This window comes from Microbacterium sp. LBN7, from assembly GCF_045690345.1.
Classification (GTDB): Bacteria; Actinomycetota; Actinomycetes; order Actinomycetales; family Microbacteriaceae; genus Microbacterium.
Window position 1 is genome coordinate 3,268,807 of the sequence record NZ_CP147856.1, and the last position, 16,483, is coordinate 3,285,289.

The following is a 16,483-nucleotide window of genomic DNA, read 5'->3' on the forward strand; positions in this document are numbered from 1 at the left end:
GGTCTGCCGGAAAAAGTCGCCTGATGAGAAGCAGGCCAGAGATTTGAGGGGTCAGAAAGATGTCGATCACGGTCTACACCAAGCCTTCCTGCGTTCAGTGCAACGCGACGTACCGGGCGCTGGACGCCAAGGGCATCGAGTACGAGATCCACGACCTCTCCGAGGACCCGACGGCCCTCGAGCAGGTCAAGGCGCTCGGCTACATGCAGGCGCCCGTCGTCGTCACCGACGAGGACCACTGGTCGGGCTTCCGTCCCGACAAGATCGCCGAGCTCGCGACCCGTCTGGCCTGACCGACTGCCCCTGAGGAGGGAACTATGAGCGCCGCCGTCGCAACCGCTGCGCCGCTCCTGGTCTACTTCTCCAGCGTGTCCGGAAACACGGCACGCTTCATCGAGAAGCTCGGGCTCCCCGCTCGGCGCATCCCGCTCCACCGGCAGGAGGGCGACCTCGTCATCGACGAGCCCTTCGTGCTGGTCACCCCCACCTACGGCGGGGGCGAGGGGCGCGGCGTCGAACGCGGGGCCGTGCCCAAGCAGGTGATCCGGTTCCTCAACGACGAGGCCAACCGGCGTCACATCCGCGGAGTCATCTCCGCGGGCAATACCAACTTCGGCGACTCCTTCTGTCTCGCCGGCGACATCATCAGCCGCAAGTGTCACGTGCCCCACTTGTACCGGCTCGAAATATTCGGCACACAGGACGATGTTGATCGCGTGAGCGACGGATTGGAACGACGGTGGGAATTGCAGTCGAAGAGCACGCAGAGCGTGACGCAGTGACCGAGACGGTGGCATTCAAGGCCAACCCGTCCTACGAGGGGCTCGACTATCACGCGCTGAACGCGATGCTGAACCTCTACGACGCGAACGGCAAGATCCAGTTCGACGCCGACAAGCGCGCCGCGCGGGAGTACTTCCTGCAGCACGTGAACCAGAACACCGTGTTCTTCCACTCGCTCAAGGAGCGTCTGGACTACCTCGTGGAGAAGGAGTACTACGAGGGCGCGGTCATCGAGAAGTACTCGTTCGACTTCATCCAGAAGCTCAACGACCTGGCCTACTCGAAGAAGTTCCGCTTCGAGACGTTCCTGGGCGCGTTCAAGTACTACACCAGCTACACGCTCAAGACGTTCGACGGCAAGCGCTACCTCGAGCGCTTCGAGGACCGCGTCGTGATGACGGCCCTCGGCCTGGCCGACGGTGACGAGAAGCTCGCGGTGAACCTCGTCGAGGAGATCATCTCCGGGCGCTTCCAGCCGGCGACGCCGACCTTCCTCAACGCCGGCAAGGCGCAGCGCGGCGAGCTCGTCAGCTGCTTCCTGCTGCGCATCGAAGACAACATGGAGTCGATCGCCCGCGGCATCAACTCCGCCCTGCAGCTCTCGAAGCGCGGCGGCGGCGTGGCCCTGCTCCTGTCGAACATCCGCGAGTCGGGTGCGCCGATCAAGCAGATCGAGAACCAGTCGTCGGGCATCATCCCCGTGATGAAGCTCCTCGAGGACAGCTTCAGCTACGCGAACCAGCTGGGTGCGCGTCAGGGTGCCGGCGCGGTGTACCTCAACGCCCACCACCCCGACATCATGCGCTTCCTCGACACCAAGCGCGAGAACGCCGACGAGAAGATCCGCATCAAGACGCTGTCGCTCGGTGTCGTCGTTCCCGACATCACGTTCGAGCTGGCGAAGAACGACGAGGACATGTACCTGTTCTCGCCGTACGACGTCGAGAAGGTCTACGGGGTTCCGTTCGGCGACATCTCCGTCACCGAGAAGTACCGCGAGATGGTCGACGACCCGCGCATCAAGAAGACGAAGATCAATGCGCGCGAGTTCTTCCAGACCGTCGCCGAGATCCAGTTCGAGTCGGGCTACCCGTACGTCATGTTCGAAGACACGGTGAACAAGGCCAACCCGATCAAGGGCCGCATCAACATGTCGAACCTCTGCAGCGAGATCCTGCAGGTGAACACGCCGACGACGTACAACGACGACCTGTCGTACGACAACATCGGCAAGGACATCTCCTGCAACCTCGGCTCGATGAACATCGCCCTGTCGATGGATGCCGACGACCTCGGCCAGACGGTCGAGACGGCCATCCGCGCCCTCACCGCGGTCAGCGACCAGAGCCACATCGGCTCGGTGCGCTCGATCGAGGACGGCAACGACCGCTCGCACGCCATCGGGCTCGGTCAGATGAACCTGCACGGCTACCTCGCTCGCGAACACGTGTACTACGGCTCCGAAGAGGGCATCGACTTCACGAACATCTACTTCTACACGGTGCTGTTCCACGCGCTGCGCGCCTCCAACAACCTCGCGATCGAGCGCGGCACGACCTTCGACGGCTTCGAGGACTCGACCTACGCGTCGGGTGCGTTCTTCGACAAGTACATCGAGCGCGCCTGGGTGCCGAGCACCTCGAAGGTCAAGGAGCTCTTCGCGGGCAAGCACATCCCCACGCAGGAGGACTGGGCGGCGCTGAAGGCCTCCATCCAGGAGCACGGCATCTACAACCAGAACCTGCAGGCGGTGCCGCCGACCGGCTCGATCTCGTACATCAACAACTCGACGTCGTCGATCCACCCGATCGCGTCGAAGATCGAGATCCGCAAGGAAGGCAAGCTCGGTCGCGTGTACTACCCGGCGGCGTTCATGACGAACGACAACCTGGAGTACTACCAGGACGCGTACGAGATCGGCTACGAGAAGGTCATCGACACCTACGCCGCGGCGACGCAGCACGTCGACCAGGGCCTGTCGCTGACGCTGTTCTTCAAGGACACCGCGACCACGCGCGACATCAACAAGGCGCAGATCTACGCATGGCGCAAGGGCATCAAGACGATCTACTACATCCGTCTGCGTCAGATGGCACTCGAGGGCACCGACATGGCCGAGTGCGTCTCGTGCATGCTCTGAGGCGTTTCGTCTCGCTTCGCTCGCTCAACGACCGATCCTAGGAAAATCATGACTCCCTCCTCACCGCTCAAGCTGGTCGACCACGTGCAGGCGATCAACTGGAACCGCATCCAGGACGATAAGGACGTCGAGGTGTGGAACCGCCTCGTCAACAACTTCTGGCTGCCCGAGAAGATCCCGCTGTCCAACGACATCCAGTCGTGGAACACGCTGACCGCCGACGAGCAGCTGCTCACGATGCGCGTCTTCACGGGGCTCACCCTGCTCGACACCGTGCAGGCCACGGTCGGTGCGGTCTCGCTGATCCCCGATGCGATCACCCCGCACGAGGAGGCCGTCTACACGAACATCGCGTTCATGGAGTCGGTGCACGCGAAGAGCTACTCCTCGATCTTCTCGACGCTCGCGTCGACGAAGGAGATCGATGAGGCCTTCCGCTGGTCGGTGGAGAACCCGAACCTGCAGAAGAAGGCGCAGATCGTCACCGAGTACTACCGCGGTGACGATCCCCTCAAGCGCAAGATCGCCTCGACCCTGCTGGAGAGCTTCCTGTTCTACTCGGGCTTCTACCTGCCGATGCACTGGTCGAGCCGAGCGAAGCTCACCAACACCGCCGACCTCATCCGCCTCATCATCCGCGACGAGGCCGTGCACGGGTACTACATCGGCTACAAGTTCCAGAAGGGTCTCGAGACGGTCGACCAGGCCAAGCGGGACGAGCTGAAGGACTACACCTTCTCGCTGCTGTACGAGCTGTACGACAACGAGGTGCAGTACACGCAGGACCTCTACGACGGAGTCGGTCTCACCGAGGACGTCAAGAAGTTCCTGCACTACAACGCCAACAAGGCGCTGATGAACCTCGGCTATGAGGCGATGTTCCCGTCGAGCGTGACGAACGTGAACCCGGCGATCCTGTCGGCGCTCTCGCCCAACGCCGACGAGAACCACGACTTCTTCAGCGGCTCGGGCTCCTCGTACGTCATCGGCAAGGCCGAGGCCACGGAAGACGACGACTGGGACTTCTGAGAGTTTCTCTCTGAGGTTCTGGCTAGGCGACTGGTCGGTGGCCCGGATCCACGAACAGTCGCGGGTTCGGGCCTCTCGTCAAGGGTGGCCGCACCCGGTCTGGTCTTCGTCGAGCAACGGTACCGACCGCTGTCTGTCCGCTCAGAGGTCTAGGGCAGCAACTCACGGCCGACGAGTTGGAGTGCGGCCTGCAGCCGAATCGCCGCATCCGAGACGTCGTTGCCTCGGACGAGCACCGTGTCGACCCGGCCGAGCGAGGGAAGGTTCCACGATGATGGCGTCGGCTCAAGGTCGACCGGCATCATGCCGGATGCCATCACGCCGATTCCGAGCCCGGAACGGATTGCCGCGAGCTGGCCGTTGACACCTCGGACGACGTTCGTGATGTGCCAGGGGATGCCCCGCTCGTCGAGCGCTGCGGTCGAGTGGTTGCGGAGGAAGCTGGAGCGTGGGTATGCCACGAGCGGAAGGGGGCGCAGCTCCAGCCGTGCGGCGGGGTGAACGACCCAGGAGATCTCTTCAGAACGCAGCACGTCGAGACAGTCGTCCTGCGGCATCCGCTTGATGAGTGCCAGATCGAACTGGCCTCCGCGCAGCCGCCGGTAGAGGGGGCCGCTCTGCCCGACCGTGATCTCGACCTTGACCAGCGGGTTGCGCAGCCGAAACCCGCGCAGGGCATCGCCGAGGCGCGGACTCGCGGCGATGTCGTCGGTCACGGCCAGTCGCGCGCGCCCGGCAGCGACATTGGGTCGGAAGTGATCGTTCACCGCTGTATGCGCGGCGAGGACGTCGCGCGCGAGATTTGCGAGTTCTTCCCCCGCGGGGGTCAGGGTCACAACCGATTTCGGCCCCCGGCTCCGTGCAAAGAGTGACTCGCCGATCTCCTGCTCCAGTGAAGCGATCTGGTTGCTCACGGTCGACGGGCTGACGTCAGCCCGCTCCGCCGCTCGCGCAAAGCTTCGCGTCTCGGTCAGATGCAGAAAAGTTACAAGATTTGTGAGGGGGAGATTCATTGCTTCTCCGTTCCTTGCCAAAGGTGGATGAGGGTAACGCAATCTTTCGATCCTTCAAACTATTAGCGTCTTGGTGGCTTTCGCACAAGGGAAGGCGTACCTATTCGATCCGAATAGTGAACACAGCAGGGCGCGTCGCCCAACTCTCAGGTTCCGGTCTTCCGCGCCTTTTCACCCGAGGTTTGGCGGGATTCGGCGATTGACGAAGCCCCGCGTCGGGTGCCACAGTAGCGCCAACATCCAAAAACCGTGCGGCGCACGCTAATTGATGAATGCGCCGCGACTGAGAGGAGAGCGCTCGATGCCGAGCACTCAGGAAATGCTGCTGACGAACCAGGTGTGGCCGGTCATGCTGACGCCGATGAACGCAGACCGGACCATCGACTGGCGTGGCGTGGACGAGATCACCGACTGGTATATCGAGCACGGCATCACCGGGCTGTTCACGAACTCGCGATCCAGCGAGGTCGAGTTCCTGTCTGCGGAAGAGCGCGTGCGACTCGCGGAACGGGTCGTCTCCCGTGCAGACGGGAGGGCGGCCGTCGTCGCGACCGGTACCTACGGCGGCTCCGCGGAGGAGGAGATCGACTCCATCAAGCGGATCGCCGATGTCGGTGCGGACGCCGTCATCATCCTCACCAACCACCTCGGCAATCAGGCTGCGTCCGAGGCGACGTGGACGGGGAAGCTCGAGCGCATCGTCGACGGGACCGGCGACATCAAGCTCGGATTCTACGAGTGCCCCACGCCGTGGAAGCGCCTCATCCCGGCGAACGTCTTCCGCTGGGCTGCGGAAACCGGACGATTCGTGTTCCACAAGGACCTGACTTTCGACCCGCAGGACATGCAGGACAAGATCGATGCCGCACGGGGAACGGATCTGCGCATCTACAACGGCGAGATCACCTCTACCTACCAGTCGATCATCGCCGGCGCCCACGGTCACTCGGGCTACGCCTCGAGCCTGGACCCCGATCTCATGGTCTGGTTGTGCGCCAACGCCCACCGCGACGATGAGCAGGTCAGGACTGTCCAGCGCATCATGAGCATCTTCGAACGCATGATCAACCTCGCCTATCCGAGTTCGGCGAAGCAGCTGCTCGCGGCGACCGGTCAGCTTGACATCACGGCGACCAGCCGCATGCCGGGCGCGTACCCCCTCGGCGTGCACGACTTCGACTCCCTGACCGACATGGTCGAGCTGATCGAGTCGCTGAAACTCGACCTCACCTGACCCGTGCGGTCCGGCGGTCACCCGCTGCCGGACCGCGCACCGATTCACACGACAAAGGAGTCCTGATAATGAGAAACCCTCGCGCCCGTCGGGTGGTTCAATCCCTGGCTGCTCTCGCAGCCTCCTTGGCACTCGTCGTCGGCTGCGCCGGCGGCACGAACACCAGCGACGGCTCGTCGTCGACCTCCGGATCGACGGACAAGCTCACGCTCGCGGTCACGATCGACAGCGGTTCCTGGGAGCCGGCGCTGCTGCAGAACGGACACCAGGCGCAATACTGGAACGCCGTCTACGACACCCTTCTGCACATGGAGTCGGATGCGTCGATTACGCCTGGTATGGCGGAGACGTGGGAGTACAACGACGACAACACCGTGCTCACCCTCACCTTGCGCCCCGGTATCACGTTCACCGACGGGGCGAAGTTCGATGCCGAGGCCGTCAAGGCCAACATCCTCAACCTGAAGAACGGCACCGGTCAGAACGCGGTCATGGTGAAGTCCGTTGCCGATGTCGTCCCCATCGACGAACTGACCGTAGAACTGCGCCTGAGCGCCCCCGATCCTGCGCTGCTCACCTACCTGACCCTCGCAGGAGGAGCCATGGGGAGCCCAGACGCGCTGGGCTCAGAAGCAATCACCACGGCCCCGGTGGGATCGGGACCCTACGTCCTGGACACCGCCGCTTCCGAGCCCGGCGTGCGGTTCGAGTTCACCCGGAACGAGGATTACTGGGACCAGGACTCGTACCCCTACGACAACCTCGAGCTCGTGGTCATGAACGAGCTCACGGCGCGAGTCAACGCACTGCGCTCCGGCCAGGTGCAGGGCATCGCCGCCGACGGCTCCGTCGTCGAGGAGGCGAAGGGTGCGAACCTCGACGTGTACGAGTGGCCGCTCAATCGACGCGGGCTGTACCTCGCTGACCGCGACGGCACTGTCGTCCCCGCGCTGAAAGACGTCCGTGTTCGTCAGGCGATCAACTACGCCATCGACGCGGACGGGATCCTCGACGGGATCCAGCTCGGATACGGTGAGCGGTCGAATCAGGTCTTCAACCCCACCTCGGTCAACTACCTGCCCGAGCTCAACGACCTCTATCCCTACGACCCCGAGAAGGCGAAGGAGCTGTTGGCCGAAGCAGGCTACGCCGACGGGTTCGAAGTGGTCATGCCGGAGAGCGCCGGGGAGAAGTCGAACCCCATCGTCGAGCAGCAGCTCGCCGAAGTGGGCATCACCGTCAAGTGGGTGAAGGTCGATCCGACGAACTACGTCGCAGAGGTGCAGTCGGGAAAGTACGGCATGTTCTGGATGTCGAACTCCACTGCGGAAGCCTGGTGGGACATGAGCAAGCAGATCCCCGCCGACGCCCCGTGGAACCCGTTCTCGACCTCGACGCCCGAGCTCGACGCCCTCATCACCGAGGCGCGCGGCGCATCCGGCGAGGCCTACGCCGACGCGATGAAGGACATCAACCGCTATGTCGTCGAGAACGCCTGGTTCGATATCTGGTACCTCGAGAACGTGATCTACCTCGCGTCCCCAGAGGTCGCCGTCTCGGTTCACCCGATGAACGTCGTCCCCTTCATCAAGGACTTCCGTCCGGCCGACTGAGACGAACCGGCGGACCCCGCAGGGCGGGGTCCGCCGGTTCACGCCCTCGAAAGGACCTCATGGTCTCATTTCTCGTGCGTCGCCTCGTCGCCGCCATCATCCTGCTGATCGCGATCACCGCGCTGTCGTTCAGCCTCATCTGGTCCTCGAGCGGGAACGTCGCCCGGAACATCCTGGGAGAGCTCGCCACGCAAGACCAGATCGACGCCCTCAACCACAGGCTCGGACTTGATCGCCCACTCGTCGTCCAGTACGGCGACTGGTTCCGGCACGCGATCCAGGGTGATTTCGGCGTCTCCTACTTCACTGCAACGCCGGTCGTCGACTCGCTGGCGACTCGACTCCCGGTCACCCTGTCCCTGGTCACCGTTTCGATTCTGATCGCCACCGTGATCGCGGTCGCCCTCGGCATCACCGCAGCCGTCCGACGCGGCGGAACCGACCGTGGGATCCAGGTCTTCTCCGTCGTCGCGGAGTCGTTGCCGAACTTCTGGGTCGGTCTGATGCTCGTCTCGACACTCGCCATCGGGCTGGGGTTGTTTCCCGCCACCGGCTATGTGCCCATCGACGAGTCGCTGGGCGGGTGGCTGTCGACCATCACGCTTCCGGTGACGGCGCTTGTCATCGGCAGTATCGCCTCCGGCGCGCAGCAGATCCGGAGCGCGGTGATCGACGTGCTCCGCAAGGACTACGTCCGGACGCTCCGTGCACGTGGCCTGTCGGAGGGATCGATCCTGTTCCGCAACGTGCTGCGCAACGCCGCTCCGCCGGCGGTCACCGTCATCTCCCTGCAGTTCATCGGCATGCTCTCGGGCGCCGTGCTCATCGAGCGGGTCTTCGCCCTCCCCGGTATGGGGAGCCTCGCCGTGAACGCGGCGATCCTCGGGGACATCCCCGTGATCATGGGCGTCCTCGTCGTGACGGCCGTCATCGTCGTCGTCATCAACCTGGTCGTGGACCTCGCGATCACCTGGATCAACCCGAAGGCGAGAGTGCAATGAGCGATCTCCTGATCGGCAGCGAACAGGCTCCGGCGCGCGTTCGGCGCAGCGGCGTACTGCGGCGTTTCCTGCGCAACCCCCTGGCGATGTCGGCCGCCGTCGTGCTGACCCTGGTCATCCTGATCAGCGTGCTGGCCCCGCTCATCGCGCCCGGGAGTCCGACGTTCGCCCGACTCGACATGGTGAATGCGCCGCCCGGAGGCGAGTACCTGCTCGGTGGCGACGGAGCGGGGCGCGACGTGCTGAGCCGCCTCATCTGGGCGGGCCGGCTGACTCTGCTCGGCGCGACAATCACCGTGTTCGTCGCCGTCGCGATCGGTGTGGTGACCGGTCTCGTCGCCGGATACTTCGGCGGCTGGTTCGACAACCTCTCGGGGTGGGCGGCCAACCTCATCATCGTCCTCCCCGGCACAATCGTCCTCGTTGCGATGTTCTCCGTGCTCGGCCCGAACATCCTGTTGTCGATGGTCGTACTCGGCATCATGTTCGCGCCGAACTTCTTCCGTCTGGTGCGCAACCAGGTGATCTCCGTCAAGAACGAGCTGTATGTCGACGCGGCGCGGGTGTCGGGTCTCGGCGACGCCAGGATCATCACCAGACACATCCTGTTCGTTGTCCGCGCTCCGATCATCATCCTTGCCGCGACCATCGCGGGGGCAGCCATCGTCGTGCAGGCAGGACTCGAGTTCATTGGCCTCGGCGACCCTGGAACTCCGACATGGGGCGGAATGCTGCAGGACGCGTTCTCCAACCTCTACAACGGTCGCCACCTGCTCTTACCGCCCGGCCTCGCCATCGGCATCACCGTCGCGTCCTTCATCCTGATCGCGAACGGGGTGCGTGATGCGCTCGACGGCGACGAGGCGAAGGTGCGTCGGCGAAAGCCAGCGCGCACGGTGACGACCGCCGACGTGCCGCAGAGCGCGTCGGAGAACGGGCGACTGCTGCAGATCGACGGCCTCGTGGTGGGCTACACGAAAGCGCACGGCGAGCAGAACAACGTCGTCCATGGCATCGACCTGACCGTCGACCGCGGCGAGATCGTCGGCCTGGTCGGCGAGTCCGGGTCGGGGAAGACCCAGATCGCCCTCAGCACGCTCTCTCTGCTCCCCGCCGGTGGCGAGGTCCATGCCGGAGCGGTGCGGTTGCACGGCGTCGACCTTTCGACGTTGTCATCTGGGCAGATGCGACGCATTCTGGGCGCGACCATCGGCTACATCCCGCAGGAGCCGATGAGCAACCTCGATCCATCGTTCAAGATCGGCACCCAGTTGGTCCTGCCGATGATGCGCGTGTTGAAGATCTCCCGTTCGGACGCGAACAAGAAGGCATTGGCGTTGCTTGAGCGCGTCGGGATCGTCGATCCGCCCCGCGTCATGGCGTCGTATCCGCATCAGATCTCCGGCGGCATGGCTCAGCGTGTGCTGATCGCCGGAGCCGTCTCCTGCGACCCCGCACTGCTCATCGCCGACGAGCCGACCACGGCGCTGGACGTGACCGTCCAGGCCGAGATCCTCGACCTGATCCGCGACCTGCAGCGTGAACGCCATATGGGCGTCCTGCTCGTCACGCACAACTTCGGCGTCGTGGCCGACCTGTGCGACCGGGTCGCAGTGATGAAGTCGGGGCGCATCGTCGAGGACCGTCCGGTCGCCGACATCTTCCAAGATCCGAAGGATGACTACACCCGAATGTTGCTCGCATCGACGGTCGAGGGGGCGCCGCTTCGCAGCCCTCTGGCATCGTGACCGCCCCGGGCCTGACGCTCGACGTCAGGGACCTTGTCGTCGAATACCCAGGGCGCGGATGGCGAGCGAAGCCGTTCCGTGCTCTGCACGAGGTGTCGATCCAGATCCGCCCGGGCGAGACTCTCGGCCTGGTGGGCGAGTCGGGGTCGGGGAAGACGACGCTGGGCCGAGCGGTTCTGGGACTCGCCCCCATCACCGCGGGGTCCGTGACGCTAGAGGGCGAGCCGGTTACGGAGCTGGACCGGCGGTCACGGCGGGCACTCGCCGCGCGACGCCAGGTTGTGTTCCAGGATCCGTACACGTCGCTGAATCCGGTGATGGCGGTTGGTGACATCCTCTCCGAGCCTCTCAGGGCCCAGGGTGCATCCGAGCGTGAGGCACGAGGGCGCATCGGCGCTCTGCTCGAACAGGTCGGCCTCCCAGCGGATGCCGCTGACCGACTTCCGCGGGAGTTCTCTGGAGGTCAGCGTCAGCGCGTGGCAATCGCGCGGGCCCTCGCCATCTCCCCGCGTCTCATCGTGTGCGATGAACCAGTATCCGCGCTGGATCTGTCGACGCAGGCGCGCGTGCTCGACCTGTTCATCGAGATCCAGGAGCGCACCGGTATCGCCTACCTCTTCATCTCCCACGATCTCGCGGTCGTGCGCGCCATCAGCCATCGGGTGGCGGTCATGCATGCCGGTCGTATCGTGGAGCAGGGTGATGCGGACGGCGTGACTCGTGACCCGCGGGTTGCCTACACACGACGTCTGTTGTTGTCGGCGCCCGTCCCGGACCCCCGCGAGCAAGCGAAACGGCGGGCCGCGCGCCGGGCTCTCGCCGAAGTGAGCGAGCAGGAGGGACGGTTCTGACTGCCGGGACCGGGTCGGGCTCAAGTCGTGCGGATCAGTGTCCACAGATCGTCGAGCACCGCGCTCATCTCCACTTCCGGGTCGATCAGCCACTGCACCTGCAGGCCGTCGGCGGTCGCGATGAGCAGAGTCGCGATGCGCGCCGCGTCCAGGGCGGAGGTGATCTCGCCGGCCCGTTGACGCGCCAATATCGTGTCGCCGAGTCGTTGCCGGAGACGCTCGTTGCGGTCGAGGAAGAACTCATGCGCCGGATGGGATGCCTCAATCGCGCACGTCGACATCACAGCGAAAAGCTGTGCGAGGCCGGGAACGGCGACATTACGGCGGACGACGTCGAAGAAGAGATCGAGGTCGTCGCTGTCGGTGCCTTTCTGATGGTTCTCCTGCTCACGGCGGTCCAGGATCGCGACGAGCAGCTCCTCCTTCGACCCGAAGTAGTGGAGCAGGCCGGCCTGGCTCAGATTCGCCGCTTCGGCCAGCTCGCGAATCGAGGTCTTCTGGTAGCCGTTCTCGGCGAAGACGGCGAGCCCCGCACGGAGGACCTCCTCCCGTTTCGCGATGCCCTTCGCATACGATCTACGCGCCGTCACCCGGCCAATGATAGGCCAGGCCGCAGACTTTCGTGGCCCTTGCACGTCACCCCAGCTGTCGCGTGAGTGCGTTCCGACCGCCGACCTCTCAAGGAGAACTCATGAACACTTTCATCCTGCCCGGAACCGAACTCGTAGTCCCTGACGTCATCCTGGGGCTGATGCGCATCCAAGACCATATGGACGAGGAAGTCCGGACGCTGGTGCGCACCGCTCGTGACGCGGGCATCGCGTTCTTCGACCACGCCGCCATCTACGGCAGCGTCCCGCACGGTTGCGAGCGACGGTTCGCCGAGGCCCTGCAGCTCACCGCCAGGGACCGCGAACAGGTCATCATCCAGTCGAAGGCGGGCATTGTGAAGGACGGTCCTTACTTCGATTTCTCCGCCGAGCACATCATCGAATCGGTGCACCGCTCTCTCACCGCGCTCGGGACCGATTACCTTGACATTCTCCTTCTGCACCGGCCCGATGCTCTGGTCGAACCAGAAGAGGTGGCTCGCGCCTTCGACGAACTCGCCGCCGCCGGCGCGGTCCGTGCCTTCGGGGTCTCGAACCACACTCGCGGACAGATCGAGCTCCTGCGTCGCTACGTCGGCCGACCGCTCGTCATCAATCAGCTGCAACTGTCGATCACCCACGCGCCGATGATCGCCCAGGGGGTCGCGGCCAACATGCGGGGGACCGACCAGGCGGTGATGCGGGATGGGGGCGTCCTCGACTACTGCCGTCTGCATGACATCACCATCCAAGCGTGGTCGCCGTTCCAGGTAGGTTTCTTCGATGGCCCGTTCCTTGGATCCGACCGATACCCGGAGCTGAACGCCGTCATCGACCGCTTGGCCGCCAAGTACGATGTGCCCGGTGAGGCCATTGCCGTTGCCTGGATCACCCGGCATCCGGCGCAGATGCAGGTCGTGCTCGGCACGACCACACCGTCTCGCGTAACCGCAGCCGCCCAGGGCTCGGGAGTCCCTCTCACCCGGGCGGAGTGGTACGAGCTGTTCCGCGCCGCCGGCCACGTGTTGCCGTGAAGCGGCGGCCGGACCGTGAGCTTCAGGGGAAAGCTGTTGGCGTAGCCGACGATCGTCCGCAGCCGTCATCCAAGTTCTCGCGGGAAGCTCTTCTGTCCTGATCCGCATTCGGCCGACCTGATCGGGGCAGACGAGGCCCGCGCCGTCCGCGCCGTCGAGCTGGTGCGCGGAGACCTTCGCAGCGCGGTCCTGCCAGCCGGTCGGCGCAGCCGCAGAGGTCGGTCCGACGCGATCGATGTATGACCCGCGAGTCGGGTGGAGGCCGCTCATCGACCCAGCGGAATGAAGTTGAAACACAGTCACGTTGCACATCTCGGTCGAGTTTTGGCTATCCCTCGATTGTGATCAGCTTCCGCAACGATGGCGAAGGGCACGGCAACCGCTGAAACGTGATCGACCTTCTACTACCGCGCCACGTTCTGGAGCGGCGTCGATGAGGCGAGAACGCAAGTCGGCGAAGCCTGGGCCGATCCACCAGAACACGGAAGTATGCTTCGTCAACATCAACCTCGCGGGTTTCGACGCGCACAAGCACGATGGGATGCCGTCGTGGATTAGGCCTTCGGCACGCAGCCTCGGGCTCGAGTCGTCGAGGTCGAGCCCTGCGAGTCGGCGATCGAAGAGCTGAAGGCCGCTGTTGCTAGGGCCAAGGCACCCACATCGTGGGGGTCCACCCATCTCGACAGCGACCCGCTGACCTGCGCCACCAACGGAAAGGCCGCTAGGACGTGCCGATGCTGTCGGTTTTCCGAATCTCGAAACCCCCGATCCGGACGGGGCACCCTTCGTCAGATGGGGCTGGTCAACGCACTTCGTGCGCTGACCAGCTCCGTCTAGGTCACACGACCAGGATCTCGACGGGCGCGTTGCCGCGAAGCGCGTTCGAGTAGGGGCAAGAGTAGTGAGCAGCGTCGACGACTCGTTGCGCATCCTCTGATGCAAGTCCGGGAAGGTGCACCTCCAGTCTCACTGCCAGACCGAAGGCGCCATCCTGAGTCGGCCCGACCGATACCGAGGCATCAATCGAGGTGTCGGCCGGCACCCTGATTCCGAGACCAGTGCTCACATGATTCATCGCCGAGATGAAGCATGCCGAGTAGCCGGCGGCGAGAAGTTGTTCGGGATTGGTGCCCGACCCCCCTCTTCCCCCGAGCCCAGGGGGAGATGAGAGCGAAACATCCAGTGCGCCGTCGTCACTTCGGGCGGTCCCGCCGTCCCGTCCGCCTGTCGTGTGTACCTCGGCTGTGTAACGAATTGGGTGTGGCATCGTGGCCATGAAGGTGCTCCTCGTGGATAAGTGTACGATCCGTACCGTACTATTCTATGTCGCGACAGCGGTGCGAGGCCTGCGGCAATCGACGGTGTTCGAACGAATAGCGACCTTCCTGTGCCGCCCCGTGTCGCGTCGCGACGCCTGCTCTCCAGCGGCGCGTCACGCATCGGTTCGGCGGCTGCGCGTCGCAACCGACGACTTCTGGACCACAGTCAGCAACTCTCCTCTGGAAAGAAGTCGATGGGGTCGCGCACGGAGCGGCCGAGATCGTCGAGTCTCCAGGCGGCTCGGTGCCGTCTCGGCATAGTTGACCATCAGTTCGACCGGTGGTCTAATTTGATCGTCATGAAGATCTTGATTGTCGGTGCCGGAGTCGCTGGTCCAACCGTGGCGCATTGGTTACTGTCGGGGAATCACGAAGTGACGATCGTCGAGCGAGCGTCCGCACCGCGCGAAGGCGGCTACCTCATTGATTTCTGGGGCGCCGGCTTCGAGGTGGCGGAACGCATGGGGATCGTTCCGCGACTCTCGGAAGTGGGATATGCAGTGCGGGAGCTGCGTGAGGTGGACGACCGGGGTCAGACGATCGCTCGGATGGATCCCCGCCGCGCCGCGAAGAGTGCGAGCGGCCGGTTCCTCAGCGTCGCGAGGTCTGACCTGGCGGCGATCATCCTGTCGGGCCTCGAAGGCCGCGTCGAGACACTGTTCGGTGACACGGTCACCACGATCGAGGACCGGGGCGACCGCGTAGTGGTGCAATTCGCGATCAGCCCCGCGCGGGATTTCGATCTGGTCATCGGCGCTGATGGTCTCCACTCGAGCGTACGCCGACAGGTGTTCGGATCCGAGAGCGACTTCGAACGCTACCTCGGCATCATGGTGGCGGTCTTCGTTCTCGATGGATACGAGCCGCGCGACGAGTTGGTCGGTGTGACGCGGACGACGGTGGGCAGGCAAGTGCTCCGCTTCGCGCAGCGAGACGGGTCGACGGTGGTCGCGCTCACTTTCCGCCACGAAGCAGCTTCTCCTCTCGGCGACTTGACCGCTCAGCAGGACCTGCTCCGCGACTACTTCGCCGACATGCGTTGGGAGGTGCCTGAGATTCTCGATCGAATGCCTGACGCACGGTCGTTCTACTTCGACCGCGTGAGTCAGATCCGGATGCCCGACTGGAGCCGAGGCAGGGTCGTGCTGCTGGGGGACGCGGCGGCATGCGCGTCGCTGCTCGCGGGGCAAGGCTCCGCGCTGGCGATGATCGAAGGGTATGTCCTCGCGCAAGCCCTGAACGATCCCGACAACGACCATACGGCTGCGCTCATCGAGTACGAGCACGCACTGTCGTCCTTCGTGCGGTCGAAGCAGGATGCGGCTGCACGGATGGGCGCCGCGTTCGCCCCCCGCAATCGCTTCGAACTGGCCTTGCGGAACGGGGTGATCCGGAGCATGCGCGTGCCCTGGCTTGCGGACATCGCAATCGGCCGAAGCCTGCACGATAGGGTCGATCTACCTGAGGCGAGTGGGAGGCCGAGCTGATGCCGCATGCACGGTTCCGAGCGCTCGATGCCGAGCAGCAGGCCGTGTTCCTCGATGCTGCGTTCGCCGAGTTCTCTGCGCACGGGCTTGTTGGCTCCTCGCTCAACCGCATCATCCGTGATGCGGGCCTCTCGAAGGGCTCGCTGTACTACTACTTCGACGACAAGCAGGACCTCTATGGCGAGGTGCTCCGCGTCCACCTCGACCGTCTCTTGGACGGCCATCGCCTCGAGATCTCCGCTGAGCAGGACGCAGAGGTGTTCTGGAACGCCGTCGAGCGTCATGCCACCGTGATGATGACGAGACTCGAGTCCTCGCCTGAACTGCTCTCATTGTTCGGCGACGCCCTCGGTTCGGCTGCCGCAAGACGAGACGCCGAGCACGTCGCTTCCCCCTGGTGGGGCCGGGTGATCGAAACCGGCCAAGCGGCGGGTGCTGTCCGCGCGGACCTGCCGACCGATCTGCTCGTGTCCATGGCTATGGGAATGACTCTGGCCATGGATACGTGGCTGCTCACTCACACATCGGCCGACACCGACCTTGCCATCACGTTGCCAAGACTGATGCGGATGCTGAGAGGCGCGCTCGCACCGGATCCAGCGGAGGGCCAACCAGCACAGCGGCTCCAATGACGAACGGTA

15 protein-coding genes are annotated in these 16,483 nt (G+C 64.4%); 12 read left to right on the top strand and 3 right to left on the bottom strand.

Features of this window, described 5'->3' with window-relative positions; translation table 11 throughout:
* The first annotated feature begins 59 nt into the window (after positions 1-59).
* From nrdH to nrdF, 4 genes are read left to right on the top strand one after another with little or no spacing between them, the layout of a single operon-like run.
* The gene (gene nrdH / locus LBN7_RS15865; RefSeq protein WP_046012882.1) at positions 60-293 is read left to right on the top strand and encodes a glutaredoxin-like protein NrdH; all 234 of its coding nucleotides are present in this window, start codon (positions 60-62) and stop codon (positions 291-293) included.
* A 24-nt stretch (positions 294-317) separates the two neighbouring features.
* The gene (gene nrdI / locus LBN7_RS15870) at positions 318-782 is read left to right on the top strand and encodes a class Ib ribonucleoside-diphosphate reductase assembly flavoprotein NrdI (RefSeq protein ID WP_116636971.1); all 465 of its coding nucleotides are present in this window, start codon (positions 318-320) and stop codon (positions 780-782) included.
* Positions 779-2,923, top strand: a complete 2,145-nt coding sequence (nrdE, locus tag LBN7_RS15875; protein WP_341944927.1) for a class 1b ribonucleoside-diphosphate reductase subunit alpha — start codon at positions 779-781, stop codon at positions 2,921-2,923. The genes nrdI and nrdE overlap by 4 nt, the downstream gene beginning before the upstream one ends.
* Positions 2,924-2,971: 48 nt before the next feature.
* Entirely contained in the window at positions 2,972-3,952 is a 981-nt protein-coding gene (gene nrdF / locus LBN7_RS15880) for a class 1b ribonucleoside-diphosphate reductase subunit beta (protein ID WP_407360189.1), read from the top strand.
* Positions 3,953-4,101: 149 nt separating this feature from the next.
* On the opposite strand, the gene LBN7_RS15885 is transcribed toward nrdF, so the two are convergent.
* A complete protein-coding gene (locus LBN7_RS15885; protein ID WP_341944929.1) occupies positions 4,102-4,965 on the bottom strand; it encodes a LysR family transcriptional regulator in 864 nt (287 codons plus the stop codon).
* Positions 4,966-5,266: 301 nt separating this feature from the next.
* On the opposite strand from LBN7_RS15885, the gene LBN7_RS15890 reads away from it, so the two are divergent.
* From LBN7_RS15890 to LBN7_RS15910, 5 genes are all read left to right on the top strand, one after another.
* Positions 5,267-6,199 (top strand): dihydrodipicolinate synthase family protein, encoded by a 933-nt coding sequence (locus LBN7_RS15890; protein WP_341944930.1) that lies wholly within the window; start codon positions 5,267-5,269, stop codon positions 6,197-6,199.
* A 125-nt stretch (positions 6,200-6,324) separates the two neighbouring features.
* On the top strand, positions 6,325-7,812 hold the full coding sequence (locus tag LBN7_RS15895; RefSeq protein ID WP_407360190.1) for an ABC transporter substrate-binding protein: 1,488 nt from the start codon (positions 6,325-6,327) through the stop codon (positions 7,810-7,812).
* A 59-nt stretch (positions 7,813-7,871) separates the two neighbouring features.
* Entirely contained in the window at positions 7,872-8,813 is a 942-nt protein-coding gene (locus tag LBN7_RS15900; protein ID WP_341944933.1) for an ABC transporter permease, read from the top strand.
* Positions 8,810-10,561, top strand: a complete 1,752-nt coding sequence (locus LBN7_RS15905; protein WP_407360191.1) for a dipeptide/oligopeptide/nickel ABC transporter permease/ATP-binding protein — start codon at positions 8,810-8,812, stop codon at positions 10,559-10,561. Before LBN7_RS15900 ends, LBN7_RS15905 begins: the two co-directional genes overlap by 4 nt.
* Positions 10,558-11,412: an ATP-binding cassette domain-containing protein gene (locus LBN7_RS15910; RefSeq protein WP_341944935.1), complete on the top strand. Its 855-nt coding sequence runs from the start codon at positions 10,558-10,560 to the stop codon at positions 11,410-11,412. Before LBN7_RS15905 ends, LBN7_RS15910 begins: the two co-directional genes overlap by 4 nt.
* Positions 11,413-11,432: 20 nt before the next feature.
* On the opposite strand, the gene LBN7_RS15915 is transcribed toward LBN7_RS15910, so the two are convergent.
* Positions 11,433-12,002: a TetR/AcrR family transcriptional regulator gene (locus tag LBN7_RS15915; protein ID WP_407360192.1), complete on the bottom strand. Its 570-nt coding sequence runs from the start codon at positions 12,000-12,002 to the stop codon at positions 11,433-11,435.
* 101 nt (positions 12,003-12,103) lie between these two features.
* On the opposite strand from LBN7_RS15915, the gene LBN7_RS15920 reads away from it, so the two are divergent.
* Positions 12,104-13,036: an aldo/keto reductase family oxidoreductase gene (locus LBN7_RS15920; protein ID WP_407360193.1), complete on the top strand. Its 933-nt coding sequence runs from the start codon at positions 12,104-12,106 to the stop codon at positions 13,034-13,036.
* An 838-nt stretch (positions 13,037-13,874) separates the two neighbouring features.
* Here LBN7_RS15920 and LBN7_RS15925 read toward each other — a convergent pair.
* Complete coding sequence (locus LBN7_RS15925) at positions 13,875-14,312, bottom strand: organic hydroperoxide resistance protein (protein WP_341944938.1); 438 nt, start codon at positions 14,310-14,312, stop codon at positions 13,875-13,877.
* Positions 14,313-14,654: 342 nt separating this feature from the next.
* On the opposite strand from LBN7_RS15925, the gene LBN7_RS15930 reads away from it, so the two are divergent.
* Together LBN7_RS15930 and LBN7_RS15935 are read left to right on the top strand one after the other, a co-directional pair.
* The gene (locus tag LBN7_RS15930; protein WP_407360194.1) at positions 14,655-15,842 is read left to right on the top strand and encodes an FAD-binding domain; all 1,188 of its coding nucleotides are present in this window, start codon (positions 14,655-14,657) and stop codon (positions 15,840-15,842) included.
* Complete coding sequence (locus LBN7_RS15935; protein WP_407360195.1) at positions 15,842-16,474, top strand: TetR/AcrR family transcriptional regulator; 633 nt, start codon at positions 15,842-15,844, stop codon at positions 16,472-16,474. The genes LBN7_RS15930 and LBN7_RS15935 overlap by 1 nt, the downstream gene beginning before the upstream one ends.
* Positions 16,475-16,483 lie beyond the last annotated feature (9 nt).